This is a genomic window from Streptomyces sp. NPDC029138, from assembly GCF_055564375.1.
In genome coordinates, this window is record NZ_JBVHWM010000031.1 from 83,547 (window position 1) to 101,130 (window position 17,584).

Sequence of the window (17,584 nt, forward strand, 5' to 3'; positions counted from 1 at the left end):
AGACCGATGTCTTTCCACACCCGCACGGACTACGTCGAGGACGTCTCACCGGGGTCCGGGGCGCTCCCGCCGCGAGCCTGGTACGCGTCCTCCGACGCCCCGTCCCTCTCACTCGCCGGCAGCTGGCGGTTCCGGCTGTCGGACACGGCCGACGCCCAGGACGACTCCTTCGCGGCGGAGGGGTACGACGCCGGTGACTGGGCGGAGGTCTCCGTCCCGGGCCACTGGGTGCTCCAGGGCCACGGCGCCCCCGCCTACACCAACCACCTCTACCCGTTCCCGGTCGACCCGCCCCGGGTGCCGACCGAGAACCCGACCGGCGACCATCTGCGTGTCTTCGACCTGCCCTCGCACTGGCCGGCCGACGGCGACGCCGTGCTGCGCTTCGACGGTGTGGAGTCCTGCGCCCGGATCTGGCTGAACGGCACCGAGCTGGGCGAGTTCAAGGGCTCCCGGCTGCCGCACGAGTTCGCGGTCGGCCCGCTGCTGAGGGCCACGGGCAATGTGCTGGCGGTGCGCGTCCACCAGTGGTCGGCGGGCTCGTACCTGGAGGACCAGGACCAGTGGTGGCTGCCGGGCATCTTCCGGGACGTCACCCTGCTGCACCGGCCGGCGGGCAGCGTACGGGACTTCTTCGTGCACGCCTCCTACGACCACGTGTCCGGCACGGGCACCCTGCGCGTCGACTCCGACGTGGCGGGCCGGGTGACCGTCCCGGACCTCGGTATCGACATCCCGACCGGCGAGCGGGTGACCGTCCCGGTCGAGCCGTGGACGGCGGAGACGCCGAGGCTGTACGACGGTGTGCTGGCCACCGAGGGCGAGCGGGTGCCGCTGCGCGTCGGCTTCCGTACGGTGGAGCTGTCGGACGGCCTGATCAAGGTGAACGGCCGCCCGGTGCTCTTCAAGGGCGTCAACCGGCACGAGTGGCACCCGGAACGGGGCCGGGCCCTCGACCTCGCGACCATGCGCGAGGACGTGCTGCTGATGAAGCGGCACAACATCAACGCCGTCCGCACCTCCCACTACCCGCCGCACCCGGCCTTCCTCGACCTGTGCGACGAGTACGGCCTGTGGGTGATCGACGAGTGCGACCTGGAGACGCACGGCTTCACCGAGCAGGGCTGGCGGGACAACCCCGTCGACGACGACCGCTGGACCCCGGCCCTGCTCGACCGGGCAGCCCGCATGGTCGAGCGGGACAAGAACCACCCGTCGGTCGTCATCTGGTCGCTCGGCAACGAGGCCGGCACCGGCCGGGGCCTGACCGCGATGGCCGAGTGGATCCACGCCCGCGACACCTCCCGGCTCGTGCACTACGAGGGCGACCACAACTGCCGTGACACGGACGTCTACTCACGGATGTACGCGGGCCACGCGGAGGTCGAGCGGATCGGCCGGCGTCTGGACGGCGGTCCGCTCAGGCGCCGTGGACTCCCCTTCATCCTCTGCGAGTACGCGCACGCCATGGGCAACGGCCCCGGCGGACTCGCCGACTACCAGCGGCTGTTCGAGGCCCACGACCGGCTCCAGGGCGGCTTCGTCTGGGAGTGGATCGACCACGGCATCGCCCACCCGGAACTGGGTTACGCCTACGGCGGCGACTTCGGCGAGGAGCTGCACGACGGCAACTTCGTCTGCGACGGCCTGCTGTTCCCGGACCGGCGGCCCTCCCCCGGCCTGGTCGAGTTCAAGAAGGTGATCGAGCCGGTCGCCGTCACGGGCGACGGCACCGCCGGCACGGTCCGCGTCACCAACAAGTACGACTTCGCGGACCTGTCGGCGCTGGCCTTCTCCTGGTCGTACGAGGTCGAGGGCGAGCCGGTGGACTCGGGCACCCTGTCGGTGCCCGCCCTCGCGCCCGGCGAGTCCGCCGAGGTCAAGCTGCCCGCCGTACCGGCCGGTGCCCCGGCGGGCGAGGCGTACTGGACCGTCCGGGCGGTGCTCGCCTCCGGCACCTCCTGGGCGCCGCGGGACCATGTCGTCGCCTGGGGCCAGCTCCCGGTGTCGGCGCGCCGGACGCCGTACGTCGCCGCGACCGCCCGCCCGGCACCCGGCGACGGCGTGATCACCCTCGGCCCGGCCACCTTCGACGCCCGCACCGGGGCGCTGCGGACGATCGGCGCCGTACCGGTCACGGGTCTGCGCCTGGACGTGTGGCGGGCCACCACCGACAACGACGACGGTGCCGCCTGGCAGAGCGACCTGCGCTACGGCCTGCTGTGGCGCAAGCTCGGCCTGCACCGGATGCGGCACCGCCTGGACGCGGTCGAGGTCGGCGAGGACGCGCTCACGGTCCGCACCCGGGTGGCGCCGGCCGCCCGGGAGCTGGGACTGTCGGCGGTGTACCGCTGGACGTCGGACGGCGACCGGGTGCGGCTGACCGTGTCCACCGTCCCGGACGGCGACTGGACCGTCCCGCTGCCCCGCCTCGGCATCCGCTTCGGACTGCCCGCGGCCGACCGTGTGCGGTGGTACGGCGGCGGGCCCGGCGAGGCGTACCCGGACACGCGGACGGCGTCCCGGATCGCTCGCTGGCAGTCGACCGTGGACGAGTTGCAGACGCCGTACGTCCGCCCCCAGGAGAACGGCGCCCGGATCGACGTCCGCTGGGCGGAACTGGGCGGCCTGCGCGTCGAGGGCGACCCGGCGTACTGGTTCACCGCCCGCCGCTGGACCACCGAGCAGCTGGACGCGGCGGCCCACCGCACCGATCTGGTGCCCGGTACCGCGTCCGACAACGGCTCCGCCCCGGGCGTGTGGGTCAATCTCGACCACGGCCAGCACGGCATCGGCTCCCAGTCCTGCGGTCCGGCCCCGCTGCCCCAGTACCACCTGCGGGCCGAGCCCGCGGAGTTCTCGTTCGTCTTCTCCCCGTCCGTCACCGCGGAGACCAGGTGACCGACACGGTCCTGACGCCCACCGCGGCCGGCCGGCTCTTCTCCCGGCCGGCCGCGGTCGCGTCCTGCGCGGGTTTCGTCCTCATCGGCATGCTCCAGGCGCTCCACGGCCCGGCGGTCCCGGGCCTGCGCGCCGAGTACGGCCTGTCCCCGTCCGGCGCGGGCCTCGGCCTGAGCCTGCACTTCACCGGCGGTGTGGCGGGTGTCCTCGCCTTCAACGCCGTGCACGCCCGGATCAGCAACCGGACGCTGATCACCGCGAGTTACGCCCTGATGGCGGCGGGGGCGGCCGGTTTCGCGTGGGCGCCCGGCTGGCCGCTCGCGCTGGCCGCCGCGTTCCTCGGCGGGCTGGGCTTCGGCGGCATCGACTACGGCCTGAACCAGCTCTTCGCCGTCGGCTTCGGGGACCGCTCCACCGCCCTGCTGAACGTCCTGAACGCCCACTTCGGCATCGGCGCGGTCCTCGGCCCGGCGGTGGTGGCGTGGGCGGGACCCGAGCGGTACGCCTGGGCGTTCGCGGGCTGCGCGGGGCTGGCGGCGCTGCTGGCGGTGTGCGGCACGAGGGGCGTACGCACCCGTGCGGACGGGCCGACGCCGGCCGGCACTCCCCCGGCGGCTCTCGGCCTGCCCCGCGTCCTCCTCGGCTTCCTCGCCCTGTACATCCTCAACGTGGCCGTCGAGGCCGGGGTCGGCGGCTGGGAGCCGACGCATCTGGAGACCGTCGGCTACAGCGCGACGGTGGCCGCGTCGGCGACCTCCGTGTACTGGCTGATGATGACCGCGGGCCGTTTCCTCGTCGTACCGCTCACCCTGCGGCACTCACCGGAGCGGATTCTCACCGTGTGCGCGGCGGGGATGACCGGGTGCCTGCTGCTGTCCCTCGCCGAGCCGGTCGCGCCGGTGGCGTACGCGGGGGTCGGGCTGTTCATCGCGCCGGTCTTCCCGACCGGGCTGCCCTGGCTCAACCGGGCGCTGCCGGGCGCCCGGCGGGCCGGTGCATGGGTGATCGCCGCCTCGATGGCCGGCGGGGTGGCGGCGCCGCCGCTGCTGGGCGTCGGCATCGAGGCGTCCGGCATCCACGCCGTGCCCTGGCTGCTGACCGTGCTGTCGGCCGCGTCGCTGCCGGCGACGGTGGCACTGATCCGGCTGACCGGGAGGGACGTCCCGTGAGACGACTGTTCACGCGACCGTTTTCCCAACCCCCTTTAAAACTGCGGTTGTTGGCGTGAACATGACCCGCATGCGACCGAACAGAAGACTTCTCGGCATCCTCGCGGCGGGCGCACTCGCCCTCGCCGGACTCACCGCCTCGACCGGTACCGCCCAGGCCGCCGATCCAGGGACCTTCAGCGTCCTGACGTACAACGTGGCCGGACTGCCGGAGGGCCTCAGCTCCAGCCATCCGGCCACCAACACCCCGCTGATCTCACCGAGACTGGCGGGCTACGACATCGTCAACGTCCAGGAGGACTTCAACTACCACGCGGCGCTCTACGCCGGGGACGACCACCCCTACCGCACGGCGACCAGCGGCGGCGCGGGCATCGGCGACGGCCTGAACACCCTGTCCCGCTACCCGTTCGAGGACTTCGAGCGGGTGAAGTGGAACGACTGCACCGGCACCAACTGCCTCACTCCCAAGGGCTTCACCCTGGCCCGGGTCAGGCTCTCCGAGGGCGTCTACGTCGACCTGTACAACGCGCATCCCAACGCCGACGACAGCGACGACGCCCTGGCCGCCCGGCGTGCCAACATCGCGCAACTGTCGGCCTTCATTCGGGCCAACTCGGCGGGCAACGCGGTGATCGTGATGGGCGACACCAACACCCGGTACACCCGCGCCGGCGACAACATCCGCACGCTGGTCGCCGACAACGGCCTGACCGACGCCTGGGTGCGCCTGGTCAAGGGCGGTACGGCCCCAGCGCAGGGCTCCGATCCGCTGCTGTGCCCGGCGTCCGCGCCGCCCGACGACTGCGAGGTGGTCGACAAGGTCCTCTACCGGGGCAGCGACCTGGTCTCCCTGACCGCGACCCGCTACCACGACGAGTGGACGAACTTCCTCGACACGGCCGGCGGCAACCTCTCCGACCACTTCCCGCACACCGTCGGCTTCTCCTACACCCTCAACCCGAAGCTCCGGGCGAGCGACTTCTTCGGCGGCCCGCACGGCACGGCCTTCAACGACGCCGACGACCTGCCGGCCGTGCCCGCCCCGCGCACCCTCGCCCTGCGCGGCGGCGCCCGCCTGGACGCCGTGTCCCTCACCCACGACGGCGGTACCGTCCTCGGCCACGGCGGCACGGGCGGTACGGCCGCCTCCCTCACCCTCGCCGCCGGGGAACACCTCACCTCGGTCAGGCTCAGCGAGGGACAGAAGGACGGCCGCACCCGGATCTTCTCGGCCGCCTTCACCACCGACCGGGGCCGCACCCTGTCGGCGGGCACGGCGACGGCCGACACCACCACCTTCACGGCCCCCACCGGCCGGCAGATCGTCGGCTTCACCGGCCGCGCGGGCGACGAGATCGACAAGCTGGGGGTGCTGTACGCGCCGATCGGCTGAGTACAGTACGCGGGTGGCAGCCCAGCCCTACAACCGCCGCGTCCGCCTGGTCGTGGAGGTACGCGACGAACCGGACGAACGCGAGCTGGCGACCGAGGTGTTCACCGCCCAGGAGGGCTGGCGGGTGCGCCCGGCCCGGGACACCAACGCGATCGGCACGGACGACGGTTACACCGCGCTGGTCGTCGACGTCCCGCTCCGGGGCTCCCGCCTCACCGCCAGGTCCACGGCGGTCGAACAGCTGACCTCGCTCGCGTCCCGGCGCCGGCTCGACGTGTGGGTGCGCGAGGCCAAGCTGATCCGCCCCGGTGCCGCCGAGCCGGTGACGACGTACCACGTCCATCACAAGGTGCCGGACGGGGCCGGGCCGGTCCTGCGGTGGCTCGCCGAGCACTGGATCGCCGTCGGCGGCTGGGACGTCGGGCACACCCTGCACCTGCGCGGCGCGCACACGGACGAGCAGCGGGAGCAGGCGCAGGCCGAGCTGGAGAGCCGCACCCTGGGAGGCGCGCCGTTCGATCCCGAGGCGCACGGCCTCCGCAGGTCGATCGGCCCGGCCCCGCGCGACGGCTGGGCCGATCCACGGCGCAAGTCGCTCACGATCGCGCTGGGTTGCCTGGTCGCGTGCGCGAGCGTCCTCAGCGGCATCGTCCTCGGCGCCTGCGCGACGCCATGGCGGTTCCCGGCCCTGCTGATACCGGTGGGCCTGTGCCGGCCGGTGGGCCGGTGGGTGACCTCCAACGAACCCCGGCCGTGGCTCGTGGCGCTGGGCTGCGGGGTCGTCCTCACCGGCGGTCCCGCCTTCCTGGGCTACATGTGGGCGGACTCCGGCGACGTCGGTACCGGTCGCCAGCTCGCCGCGTTCGCCCTGTGCGCGCTCATCGCCTTCACGGTGTTCGGCCTGTGGTACGCGCTGAGCGAGTCCTGGTTCAGCCGCAACATGCAGTGGTTCCTGCCCGTGCTCGCCGCGCCCGTGCCGTTCGTGATGCCGTGGGTCGGGTCGTTCCTGCACGCCATGTACCTGGAGGACTTCTTCGGCATCCCCGTGGACTCGGTGCACGTGGCGTTCTACTGGCAGTACGCGGTGGCGTTCCGGCCGCTGGCCACGGCGGTGGGCTGCGGTCTGGTGCTGCTGGCACTGGGCGGCTGGGCCCGGCACTTCCACGTGCAGACCGGTGCGGCCGGACTCGTGCCGTGGGTGCTGCCGTTGATGATGCTGGTCGCGGTGCTCACCGTGGTGGTCGGCGCGCTCAACGGCGTCGGCAAGGCCGCCGACCGGACGATGGACGCGGTACGGGCGGGCCGGCGTCCGCCCGCCTACTTCGGCCTGCGCGGCGAACTGGTCTGCGTCAAGCCGCTCGACGCCGAGGTGCCCGTCATCAACGGCCCGGTACCCGTCCGGCACCCGGTGCTGTCCTTCCAGGCGAGCGGCGACACCGTCTGGCTGTGGGACCCCGACCCCGCGCGCGGCGAGGACACCGCCCGGCACGCCCTGCGGCTGCGCGCGGAGGACGTGGCCCTGGTCAGGGCGCGGGGCACGCACTGTTGACACCCCTCGCCTCCTAGAGGGTCTAGGATGCAGCCTAGGAAGCCAAGGAGGTGGGCGGATGGCCCGGGTGGGAGTCACCGTCGAACGGCTGGTGGCGGCAGCCGCGGAACTGGCGGACGAGGTCGGCTTCGACCGCGTCAGCATCTCGGCGCTGGCCCGCCGCTTCGGCGTCAAGGACGCGAGCCTGTACTCGCACGTCCGCAATCTCCAGGACCTGCGCACCCGGCTCGCCCTGCACGCGGGCGGCGAGCTGATCGACCGGATCGCGGCGGCGGTGGCCGGGCGGGCGGGCAAGGAGGCGCTGCGGGCCTTCGCCGACGCCTACCGCGACTACGCCCTGGAGCACCCGGGCCGGTACGCGGCCACCCAGATCCGCATCGACCAGGCCCTCATCGCCGACTCCCCCGCACTTCGCCGCACCGCGCAGATCACCTACGGCATGCTGCGCGCGTACGGCCTGGAGGAACCGGACCTGACGGACGCGGTGCGCCTGCTGCGCAGCACCTTCCACGGCTACTGCCTCCTGGAGGGCGCGGGCGGCTTCGGCGCCGACCGGGACGTGCGGGCCTCCTGGGACAAGGCCGTCGACGCCCTGCACGTCACCCTCGCACACTGGCCCCGGGAGCAGCGGAACGATGACTGACACACCGCACCACGACGTCACGGGCCGTGGTCCCGTGCTGCTGCTCGTGCCGGGCGGGGCCGGGCATCCGATGGGCCTCGGGCCGCTGACCGAGCGGCTGGCCACGCGCTTCACCGTGGTGACGTACGACCCGCTGGGCCTCGCGCACGGCCGGCTCGGCCGTCCGGTCGCCGAGCAGCAGGTCGCGGACTGGAGCGAGGGCGCGCGGCGGGTGCTGGAGGAGGTGCTGCCGGCGGGCGAGACGGCGTCCGTGTTCGGCACCAGCTCCGGTGGCATCGCGGTGCTGGACCTGCTGGCGCGCCACCCCGGGCGGCTGGCGCACGTGGTCGCGCACGAACCGCCGTGCGTGACGGTCCTGCCGGACGGGGCGGCGCGGCGGGCCGAGCTGATCGAACAGCTTGACGGACCGGGACGGCCGCCCGCCGAGGGCGAGTCGGCGACCCCGATGGGCGTCTTCCTGGCCCGCGTCCTGCGCCCGTTCACCGCGCACACGCCCGCCCTCGCCCCGCCCCCGGGCCGGCTCACCATCGCCGCCGGCGCGGCCTCACGCGGTCAACTCCCGCACCGCACGGCCGAGTTCCTCGCCATGCGCACGGGCTGCGCCTTCACGGAATTCCCCGGCGGGCATCTCGGCACGCTGGATCACCCCGTGGAGTTCGCCGACGCGCTCGCCGAGACGCTGCGTTCCAGCGCGCGGACGTCGCCGTAGGAGGGGGTCGTACCGGCCGGGGCGCGCCCGGCCGCGATGTCGCTCATCGCGTCCAGGGCCGCGCCCAGCGCCCGCCGGTACAGCAGCGAGCCGAGGCTGACGCGGCGCACGCCGAGTGCGGCGAGGTGGTCGAGCGTGGGTCCGGTGGGCGAGTAGAGGACGTTGAGGGGGACGGCGGTGTGCCGGACGAGAGCCGCGATGCGCTCCGGGTCGGTGACGCCCGGGACGAACACCCCGTCGGCGCCCGCTTCCTGGTAGGCGTCGAGCCGGCGCAGGGTGTCCTTCTCGTCGCCGTCGCCCGACCAGTAGGTGTCGGTACGGGCGTTGACGAACAGGCCCGGTACGGCCGCCTTGACGGCGGCGATCTTCGCCGCGTGCCGGGCCGCCGGTCCCAGGCCGTCCTCCAGGTTGATGCCGACGGCCCCGACGGCCCACACCTCGCGGGCCAGCTCCGCGACTTCGTCCGGGTCGTCGCTGAAACCGTCCTCGGCGTCGACCGAGAGGAGGTACGGCCCGGAGCCGAGGACCAGGGCGAGACGGACGGTGTGCCCGCGGGTCGCGCCCTCCCCGTCGGGCAGCCCCACGGCCGCCGCGACCGCCAGGCTCGTCGTGCCGATCGCGGGGAACCCCCGGGCGGCGAGGGCGGCGGCCGAGGCGTGGTCCCAGGCGTTGGGCAGCAGCAGCGGCTCGCCCGGACGGTGGTGGAGGCCGGCGAAGGAGGGGGCCGGGTCGGGCTCTGCGGTCATACGGCCACGCTAGACCCCGGTCGTTTCGGCACCCACCGAAACGACCGGCACCCCTCCCCGCCGCCTCACCAGGGCGTCACCGACCAGGACGGGCGGGCGGACACCTCCTGCGACGCCGTGAACCGGAAGGCGGCGGCCGGCCCCTCGGACCAGCTCACCCGCACCTCGTAGCCGCGCTCGTCCCCGTCGCTCTCCCGCACCGCCACGGACACCAGCTCCCGCAGCGGCAGCGGGTCCGGCTCCTCGGTGAGCCGGGCGAGTGCCACGAACAGCGCGGCCTCACCGTCCCCGGTCGTCCCGGTCAGCTCCGCCGACAGGCCGGTGACCGGGGCGAGTTCGGCGCGTACGCCCTCCCCGTCCGGCCAGCCCGACACCCGCACCGGCGTCCCGGGGGCCGCGCCCGCCACCAGATGGGCCCGCACCTCCACGGCGCCCCGGACCACCACCAGAGTGGTGACGGTGGTCCCGGCGCGCACGGTGTGCCGGGAGGCGATCCATCCCTCACCCGTGCCGAGCGGCTCGATCTCCGTACGGCTCGGGTCGCCGCCGACGATCACGCTGTTGTCGTACGACGGCGCGGGTGCGGTGGCGGTCGAGTAGGCGAGCCGGGTGTAGCAGGGGTCGTAGCGGACGTCCTCGCTGCCGTGGTTGTGCAGCCGGACCAGGCCGTCCGAACGGGTGGTCTGGAGCAGCCAGTTGGGCGCGGGTACGGGGTGGGCCTCGTCGGCGCGGTCGGCCGGGCCCGGCTCCTCCCGTGCCGTCCACACCTCGTGCCCGGGCGGCAGCAGCAGGCCGAGGAAGCCCTTGCTCGCCCAGTACGGCGAGGCGGGGCCGGAGTAGGTCTGCACGAGGGACTCGTCGGGGGCGAGCCAGCCGAGCGGCAGCAGGCCCCGCTCGTCGACCGCGCCTCCGTCGAGGAAGTACCGCAGCGCGCCGGAGGCCAGGCGCCGTGTCCCGCCCGGGGGCAGCGGGGTGTGTCCGGTCAGGGCGCCGAGCCAGAGCGGGGCCGTGGTCGCGAAGCGGTAGGTGAGGGAGCGGCCCTGGCGCAGGGGGGCGCCGTCGGCGCCGAACAGGCGGGCATGGTCGGCGAGGTGGCGTGACAACCGCCGGCCGTAGCGGGCGAGCAGGTCGCTGTCGTCCGCCAGCCAGGCGTGGAGGACCGTGTACAGGTGCATGGCCCAGCCGTTGTAGTAGTCGAACTTCCGGCCGTCCCCGTCCGTGTACCAGCCGTCGCCGACGTACCAGCGCTCGACCCGCTCCAGTCCCCGGTCGATCGCCTTGCGCGCCGCGTCCTCCTGGTGGCCGATCTCCGCCAGGAAGCCGCCGACGGTGACCGGGAACAACTCCCAGTTGCACGGCCAGGGTTCGGCGGTGAGCGCGTCCGTCAGCCAGGCGGCGGTCCGCTCGCGGACGGCGTCGCCCAGGCGGTCCCACAGCAGCGGCCGGGTGAGCCGGAGGGCGAGCGCGATCGAGGCGGCCTCGACCAGCGGCTGACTGCGGTCCGTGATCCGCGGCCAGACCCCGCCGGGACCGGCCGCGAGGCCTTCGGCGTACCGGCCGAGCGCGGTCTCGTCGCGGCGGAACGCGGCCAGCAGCAGCGTGCGCGCGTACCCTTCGAGGCCGTCGGAGAGGTGGCCGGCGTGGCTCACATGGTCACCGGGCAGGTGGTAGAGGGCCTGGTCGGGAGTGGCGTACGCCTCGACGGCGGTGAGCAGGGCGTCGGCGGCGGCCTCCCAGTGGGCGCGGGTGTAGCCGGTGTACGGGCTCGACACACGGTCGTCGGCGGGCAGTTCGATCACGGCGGTGGCCGTCCTTCCTGGCGGGACCCGGGGCGCCCCGGTTCCGGTCGGGGCGCCCCGGGGGTTCATCACACCCTTACCGCGCCCGGGGTACGAGACACACCGTCACGTACCACGCGTCCACTGCTGGTTGGCCGCTCCGTTGCAGGCGTAGGTGATGAGCGCGGCGGAGTCGGCGGTGGACGCGCCCGACACGTCCAGGCACTCACCGGTCGTCCGGGCCTTGACGGTGACGTACGAGCCGGACGTCGTGACCGACCACTGCTGGCCGGTGGCGCCGGTGCAGTTCTCCTGCGTGACGTCGCTCGCGTTCTCCTGGAGACACAGGGAGCTGCCCCGGCCCACCAGCGCCTGGTAGCCGTTGCCGAGGTCCTTGAACCACCACTTCTGGTTGGCGCCGCCGTTGCAGGTGTACTGGCTGACGGCGACGCCCTGCCACAGGGACTGGCTCGGTACGTCGGCGCACTTGGAGCTGTGCCGGGCGATCAGCGTGCGGTAGGTGGCACTGGTGCCGCTGACCGTTCCGGTGGTGGTGTCGACGGTGACCTCCGGGTACCAGGACATGCTCATCGAGGTGGAGGTCGGAAAGGTCAGCGGCAGCCAGACGTACCGGGAGTCGTTCACGGTGCCGCCGAAGGAGTTGCCCCAGCGGTCGCCCAGGTACAGGTACGAGGTCCCCGAACTGCCCCGCACGGGAAGGACGTAGGCGGTCTGGGACCCGTAGGCGGTGGAGTCGCCGACGTCTCTCCAGGAGGTCCAGGGGCCGGCGAGGGAGGTGGCGGTGGCGTACTGCTGCTGGTTGGGGTTCCAGCCGGTGGCACCGGACGTGAGCATGAAGTACACGCCGCCCCGCTTGAACAGGGCGGGCGCTTCGCGGTGCCCGCCGGGCCACGGGTTGGCGACCAGGCCGGCGATGCCGGTGTAGTCGGCGGTGAGCCGGTAGAGGTGCAGGTCGTAGTTCTCGTTGGCGGCCGACACCATGTAGGCGGTGCCGTCGGTGTCGACGTACGTGGTCAGGTCGCGGGACATGTACTGGCCGAGCGGGCGGAAGCTGCCCCGGTAGGTGTAGGTCCCGTCGACGGTGTCGGAGACGGCGACGGCGGCGCGCGCCTCGCTGTAGTCGGTGCCGTTCTCCTTGTGCATCCACATGACGAACTTGCCGGTGGCCGCGTTGTAGATGACCTTGGGGCGTTCTATGTATGCGGTGGCCAGTTCGGTGGCCGAGGACTGGGTGAGGACGCGGGCGCGGAACTCCCAGTTCCGCAGATCGGTGGAGCGGTACGCGTCCACGGACCGGAAGGTGTTGTCGCTGTTGCGGTCCTCGCCGAACCAGTAGTAATAGGCGCCGACTTTGATGATTCCGCCGCCGTGGGCGTGCACGGGATTGCCGGAGGTGTCCGTGAACCGCGTGCCGTTGGCGATCGTCCGCGGGGCCGCCTGGGCGGGGCCGGCCGTCGCCAGGGCGCCGGCGAGGGCGCAGCACAGGGCGAGCAGGATCGCGTACGCGCGTCTCATCTCACGCGCCCTCCGTCACGGTGTCGGCGACGGGAATGCCGAACTCCGGGGTGCCGTCCGGCTTCCAGCCGAGCTTCTGGACCCGGGTGTGCCGGTTGGGGTCGTGCAGCGGGTCGCCGGTCATCTCCTTGTACTGGCGGGCGTGGTAGACGAGGACGTCGGTACGGCCGTCCTCGGCGACGGTGAAGCAGCTGTGCCCGGGGCCGTACTGCTTCGTGGTGTCGTTGCTGGTGAAGACCGGGACGGGCGACTTGGCCCAACTCCGCGCGTCCAGCAGGTCGCTGTGCGCGTCGGCGGTCAGCAGACCCATGCAGTAGTGCCAGTCGGTGGCGCTGGCCGAGTAGGTGAGGAAGACACGGCCGTTGCGTCGCAGTACGTACGGCCCCTCGTTGACCTTGTAGCCGACGCACTCCCAGTCGTACTCGGGGGTGGACAGCCGGACCTGGGGCCCGGTCAGGGTCCACGGGTCGGCCATCTTCGAGATCCACAGCGCGGTGTTGTTGTCCATGCCGGGTTCGTGCTGGGCCCAGACGAGATAGCGGGTGCCACGGTGCTCGAAGGTGGTGGCGTCCAGGGAGAAGGTCTCCCACGCGGTCTTGATCTGGCCCCGCTCCACCCACGTGCCCTGGAAGGGGTCGGCGTCGGCGTTCTCCAGCACCCAGATGCGGATGGCCCACACGTCCTCGGCCGGGGCCGAGGCGAAGTAGACGTACCACTTGCCGCCGATCCGGTGCAGCTCGGGCGCCCAGATGTGGGCGCCCATCGGACCGGTCGCGTGCGCCCGCCAGATCACCGACTCGGCGGCCGTGGACAGGCCGTTCAGGGTGCGGGAGCGGCGCAGGACGATGCGGTCGTACTCGGGGACTGTGGCCGTGAAGTAGTACAGGCCGTCGGTGTGGCGGGTGATGTGCGGGTCGGCGCGCTGGAGGACGAGGGGGTTCGCGTAGGGCCTCGTCGGCGGTGCCTTCGGGGCCGTCTCCGGGGTCGTGGGGGCCGCCTGGGCGAGGGCGGGAGTCGCGGAGGTGGCCGCCAGCGCGCCGACGGCCGCGGCGCCCTTCAGCAGCAGGCGGCGGGCTGGGGACGGGGGAAGGTGGGGGTCTCGGCTCATGCGGACTGCCTCTCGGTGAAGAAGCATGGGTTCGCCATTTCGAACGCCATCTGCCATTCCGAACGCCGAAAAGGTAAGGGTGGGCCACGAGGGGGTCAATGGGTCCGGCAGAGAAAGCGCGACGGGAGGGAAAGCCCTTTCTGCATACCGTTCGACTAACGTCGTGACCATGACCAGCCGCACCTCCCCCAGCCTCGCCGACGCCCTCGCCGCCGGGACGGTCGTGCTCGACGGCGGCATGTCCAACCAGTTGGAGTCGGCCGGGCACGACCTGAGCGACGAGCTGTGGTCGGCACGGCTGCTCGCCGAGCGGCCCGAAGCGGTCACCGAGGCCCACCTCGCCTACTTCCGCGCGGGTGCGAGCGTGGCCATCACGGCCAGCTACCAGGCCACCTTCGAGGGCTTCGCCAAGCGCGGCATCGACCGCGACGAAGCCGCGCGGCTGCTCGCCCTCAGCGTGGAACTGGCCCGGGAGGCGGCCCGGCGGGCGGCGGACACGGGCATCGCACGGCCGCTGTGGGTGGCGGCTTCCGTCGGCCCCTACGGGGCGATGCTCGCGGACGGCTCCGAGTACCGCGGCCGGTACGGGCTGAGCGTGGCCGAGCTGGAGCGGTTCCACCGGCCCCGGTTGGAGGTGCTGGCCGCCGCCGCGCCGGACGTCCTGGCGCTGGAGACCGTCCCGGACGCCGACGAGGCCGCCGCGCTGCTGCGGGCGGTGCGGGGGCTGGGGGTGCCGGCCTGGCTGTCGTACACCGTCGACGGACCGCGGACGCGGGCCGGCCAGCCCCTGGAGGAGGCCTTCGGTCCCGCCGCCGACGCGGACGAGGTGATCGCGGTCGGCGTCAACTGCTGTGCGCCGGAGGATGTGCGGGGCGCGGTGGAGATCGCGGCGCGTGTCACCGGCAAGCCGGTCGTGGTGTACCCCAACAGCGGGGAGGGCTGGGACGCGCGGGCACGGGCCTGGTGCGGGCGCACCACGTTCGGCGCCGAGCAGGTCACCGCGTGGCGGGAGGCGGGAGCACGGCTGATCGGGGGGTGCTGCCGGGTGGGACCGGAGGGGGTGGCGTCCATCGCCGCGACACTGGGGGCCGGCGCCTGACCCCGGCCCGTCACGCGACCGCCCGCGCCCCGGGCACCGACCGACCCGCCTGAGCGCCGCCCCGGACGCGGCCGGCCCTGACTCCGGGCACCGCTGAAGCGCCCGAACCCGGTCCGGGACACGTGGCTCGCCCCGACTCGGGGTACCGGCCGATGCACCCCCTCCGGAGGTGGCTGTCCCCGGCTCGCGATACCTGCCGATACGCCCAGGCCCCACCCAAAGACGCGGCTCCACCCGATCCCGGGTACCAACCAATACGCCTGAGCGCCGCCCCGGACGCGGCCGGCCCTGACTCCGGGCACCGGCTGGTGCGCCCGAACCCCGTCCGGGACACGTGGCTCGCCCCGACTCGGGACACCGGCCGATATGCCTGAGCGCCGCCCCGGACGCGGCTGGCCCTGGCTCTGTGCACCGGCTGAAGCGCCGAACCATCCGCGACAGGTGGCTCCACCCGACTCGGGGTACCGGCCGATGCACCCCCTCCGGAGGTAGCTGTCCCCGGCTCGCGGTACCGGCCGATACGCCCAGGCCCCACCCAAAGACGCGGCTGCCCCGACTCCGGGTACCAACCGATACGCCTGCCCCCACCCAAAGAGGCGGCTACCCCCGGCTCGGCGTACCGGCCGATGCGGCGGGCGCTGGGCGCGGCCTGCTGGGCCCCGTGAGGGGGGTCAGCGGCGCAGGGTGGCCACCGAGCGGCGCAGGCGGCGCAGGGTGGCGGCGAGTTCGGCGCCGGGGGCACGGGGGACGGACTGGTGGGGAGGGGGTTCCGGGATGCCGGAGACGGGCGCCCAGAGACCGACTTCCGCGTCCCGTGGTCCGTACACGGTGTGCGGCACACCGTCGCCGAAGACGCGCACCGGATGGGTCGCGTCCCAGGCCGCCCAGCCCGGGTCCCCGGTGCTCACGAACCGTACCCAGGCGGCGTGCATCGCGTCGGCCAGCTCCTGCGGGGCGCCCTCACCGGCCAGCTTCTGCGACTCGGGCACGCCCCCGCTGTCGAAGACGAACCCCAGCTCGAGGGCATGGCAGGCGCCGAGGCCGGGCAGGCGGGACGGCCACGCGAACTCGTACAGGTGGGCCCCGCCGGGGCGGGCGTCGGCGATCCGGTGCAGCGGCACCCGCAGCAGGTGGTCGGTGACCATCTGGCCGACGATCTCGGCGGTCCCGGCGTCGGGGCGCAGCGCACGGTAGCCGCGCGGCACCTCGTGCCCGGCGTGGCAGCGGGCCATCGCCCCGGCCAGGGCGACCGCGCCGAGCCGGTCCACGCGCTCCAGCAGTCCGCCGGGCACCAGCCACAGCCGGTACTCGTCCCGGGTCCACCCCATGAGCAGCTCGACGTCCCGGGCGGCGGTGCCTTCGATCAGCGCCTTCAGCGGGTCGCGGGGCACGAGGTCGCCGTCCACGACGACGCCGAACGCCGGTCCGCCCAGCACCGGGCTGCTGAGCCGGCCGACCTCGGCCTGGGTGCGCAGCAGCAGTTCGCGGTCGACCGCGGCGAACGCCTCGGCGGTGGCGGGGACCTTCAGCCGGGTGGCCATCCGGCGCACCATCCGCCGTACCTTGTCGCGGTCGCAGGCCTCGGGCGCGCCGCTCTGGAGGACCGCCCGCCGGATCAGACCCTGCGCCTGGGGCGCGGCGAGGAGGACGCCGGCGCTGATGGCACCGGCCGACTGGCCGCACAGGGTGATCCGGCCGGGGTCGCCGCCGAAGGCCTCGATCGTCTCGTGCACCCAGCGCAGCGCGGCGAGCTGGTCGCGCAGGCCGGGGTTCGGGGGCGCGTCCGGGAACAGGCCGTAGCCCTCCACGCCCAGCCGGTAGTTGGCCGAGACGCATACGACTCCGTCGCGGGCGAAGGCGCTGCCGTCGTACACGGGTACGGCCGAGGAGCCCCTGGTCAGCGCGCCGCCGTGCAGCCAGACGAGGACGGGGAGCCGGGCGCCGGGTCCTGGCTCGGGGGTCCAGACATTGAGGTTGAGGCAGTCGTCGCCCGGGATCACCGGGTCGGACAGGTACTGGGCGAACGCCTCGGAGTACGGCGGCTTCGGCGCGGTCGGTCCGAAGGCACCGGCGTCCCGGACGCCGTCCCAGGGCTCGGGCGGACGAGGTGGGCGGAACCGGAGGGGGCCGAAGGGCGGGGCGGCGTACGGGATGCCCCGGAAGACCGCGATCCCCCGCTCGTATCGGCCGCGCACGGCCCCGTAGGGCGTTCTGACCACGGGGCCCGTCCGGTCTGCCGTCATCGCCCACCAGCCCTTCGCCACACACGCGCGTGCAGTGTTCATCCAGAGCACCACATCGCGCGGACCTATTCCGGTGCACAGGTCTCGATGTGGGCTGTTCGGCGTACGCGGGAGTTTCGAAAGTCTCTGTCGGCGCCATCCCGTGAATTCCCCCGTCTTCCCGCCGTCTTGACGCGCACCTATCGTAGGAAGCGCTTTCTGCCCGGCCGGTACGGCGGTCGCGGAAGCAGCGTTGGTCGCAACTTTCGATGGCCCAGGGGCGGGCCGGAGAGGTGGTTCCCTATGGTCCGTGCGGGGAGTGCGAGCGTGGCGGCCGGGCCGACGCTGGCGGTGGTGGCCCGGGAGGCGGGCGTGTCGGTGCCCACCGCGTCGAAGGTGGTCAACGGCCGGGAGGACGTGGCCCCGGAGACCCGCCGCCGGGTGACCGAGGCGCTCGACCGGCTCGGCTATGTGCGCCGCCCCCGCTTCGACGCGGGGAAGGCGCCGGGCCTGGTGGACCTGGTGCTGCACTCGCTGGAGAGTTCCTGGTCGGGCGCGGTGCTGCACGGGGTGGAGGCGGCGGCGTACGAGGCGGGCCTGGAGGTGGTGGTCTCGGGGGGGGGGGGGGGGGGCCGGGGGGGGGGCCACCCCAGAAGCGCAGGGGCGGGCGAAACGACCACACACGGCTACCCCGGAGTGGCTGGTGAAACCGCACGAACGTCTGCGTC

Annotated in this window: 13 protein-coding genes; 8 read left to right on the top strand and 5 right to left on the bottom strand. The window is 73.5% G+C overall.

The genetic code is table 11. The annotated features are described in order from the left end of the window. Window positions 1-6 precede the first annotated feature (6 nt). The 6 genes from ACZ4WH_RS23755 (at window position 7) to ACZ4WH_RS23780 (ending at window position 8,367) form a co-directional block, all read left to right on the top strand. Window positions 7-2,901, top strand: coding sequence for a glycoside hydrolase family 2 TIM barrel-domain containing protein (locus ACZ4WH_RS23755; protein ID WP_468183522.1), 2,895 nt, complete (start codon window positions 7-9; stop codon window positions 2,899-2,901). Next, window positions 2,898-4,070: an MFS transporter gene (locus ACZ4WH_RS23760; RefSeq protein ID WP_468183524.1), complete on the top strand. Its 1,173-nt coding sequence runs from the start codon at window positions 2,898-2,900 to the stop codon at window positions 4,068-4,070. Before ACZ4WH_RS23755 ends, ACZ4WH_RS23760 begins: the two co-directional genes overlap by 4 nt. 70 nt (window positions 4,071-4,140) lie before the next feature. Continuing rightward, window positions 4,141-5,466 (top strand): jacalin-like lectin, encoded by a 1,326-nt coding sequence (locus ACZ4WH_RS23765; RefSeq protein ID WP_468183527.1) that lies wholly within the window; start codon window positions 4,141-4,143, stop codon window positions 5,464-5,466. Window positions 5,467-5,479: 13 nt separating this feature from the next. Then, entirely contained in the window at window positions 5,480-7,015 is a 1,536-nt protein-coding gene (locus ACZ4WH_RS23770) for a hypothetical protein (RefSeq protein WP_468183530.1), read from the top strand. Between the two features lie 58 nt (window positions 7,016-7,073). Then, the gene (locus ACZ4WH_RS23775) at window positions 7,074-7,658 is read left to right on the top strand and encodes a TetR/AcrR family transcriptional regulator (RefSeq protein ID WP_468183533.1); all 585 of its coding nucleotides are present in this window, start codon (window positions 7,074-7,076) and stop codon (window positions 7,656-7,658) included. Then, a complete protein-coding gene (locus ACZ4WH_RS23780) occupies window positions 7,651-8,367 on the top strand; it encodes an alpha/beta fold hydrolase (protein ID WP_468183536.1) in 717 nt (238 codons plus the stop codon). The genes ACZ4WH_RS23775 and ACZ4WH_RS23780 overlap by 8 nt, the downstream gene beginning before the upstream one ends. On the opposite strand, the gene ACZ4WH_RS23785 is transcribed toward ACZ4WH_RS23780, so the two are convergent. The 4 genes from ACZ4WH_RS23785 to ACZ4WH_RS23800 all read right to left on the bottom strand — a co-directional run bounded on the left by ACZ4WH_RS23785 (window position 8,301) and on the right by ACZ4WH_RS23800 (window position 13,535). Continuing rightward, window positions 8,301-9,113: an isocitrate lyase/PEP mutase family protein gene (locus ACZ4WH_RS23785; protein WP_468183539.1), complete on the bottom strand. Its 813-nt coding sequence runs from the start codon at window positions 9,111-9,113 to the stop codon at window positions 8,301-8,303. The two genes, ACZ4WH_RS23780 and ACZ4WH_RS23785, sit on opposite strands and share 67 nt — an antisense overlap. 65 nt (window positions 9,114-9,178) lie before the next feature. Next, entirely contained in the window at window positions 9,179-10,909 is a 1,731-nt protein-coding gene (locus ACZ4WH_RS23790) for a DUF2264 domain-containing protein (RefSeq protein WP_468183563.1), read from the bottom strand. A 108-nt stretch (window positions 10,910-11,017) separates the two neighbouring features. Then, the gene (locus ACZ4WH_RS23795) at window positions 11,018-12,427 is read right to left on the bottom strand and encodes an RICIN domain-containing protein (protein ID WP_468183542.1); all 1,410 of its coding nucleotides are present in this window, start codon (window positions 12,425-12,427) and stop codon (window positions 11,018-11,020) included. A 1-nt stretch (window position 12,428) separates the two neighbouring features. Next, window positions 12,429-13,535, bottom strand: a complete 1,107-nt coding sequence (locus ACZ4WH_RS23800; protein ID WP_468183545.1) for a glycoside hydrolase family 43 protein — start codon at window positions 13,533-13,535, stop codon at window positions 12,429-12,431. A gap of 169 nt (window positions 13,536-13,704) precedes the next feature. On the opposite strand from ACZ4WH_RS23800, the gene mmuM reads away from it, so the two are divergent. Next, complete coding sequence (mmuM, locus tag ACZ4WH_RS23805; protein WP_468183548.1) at window positions 13,705-14,634, top strand: homocysteine S-methyltransferase; 930 nt, start codon at window positions 13,705-13,707, stop codon at window positions 14,632-14,634. Between the two features lie 671 nt (window positions 14,635-15,305). On the opposite strand, the gene ACZ4WH_RS23810 is transcribed toward mmuM, so the two are convergent. Continuing rightward, complete coding sequence (locus tag ACZ4WH_RS23810) at window positions 15,306-16,877, bottom strand: carboxylesterase/lipase family protein (protein ID WP_468183566.1); 1,572 nt, start codon at window positions 16,875-16,877, stop codon at window positions 15,306-15,308. A 282-nt stretch (window positions 16,878-17,159) separates the two neighbouring features. Between ACZ4WH_RS23810 and ACZ4WH_RS23815 the strand changes: the two genes are divergently transcribed. Further along, on the top strand, window positions 17,160-17,584 hold a 425-nt coding region (locus ACZ4WH_RS23815), incomplete at its 3' end, for a LacI family DNA-binding transcriptional regulator (RefSeq protein WP_468183551.1).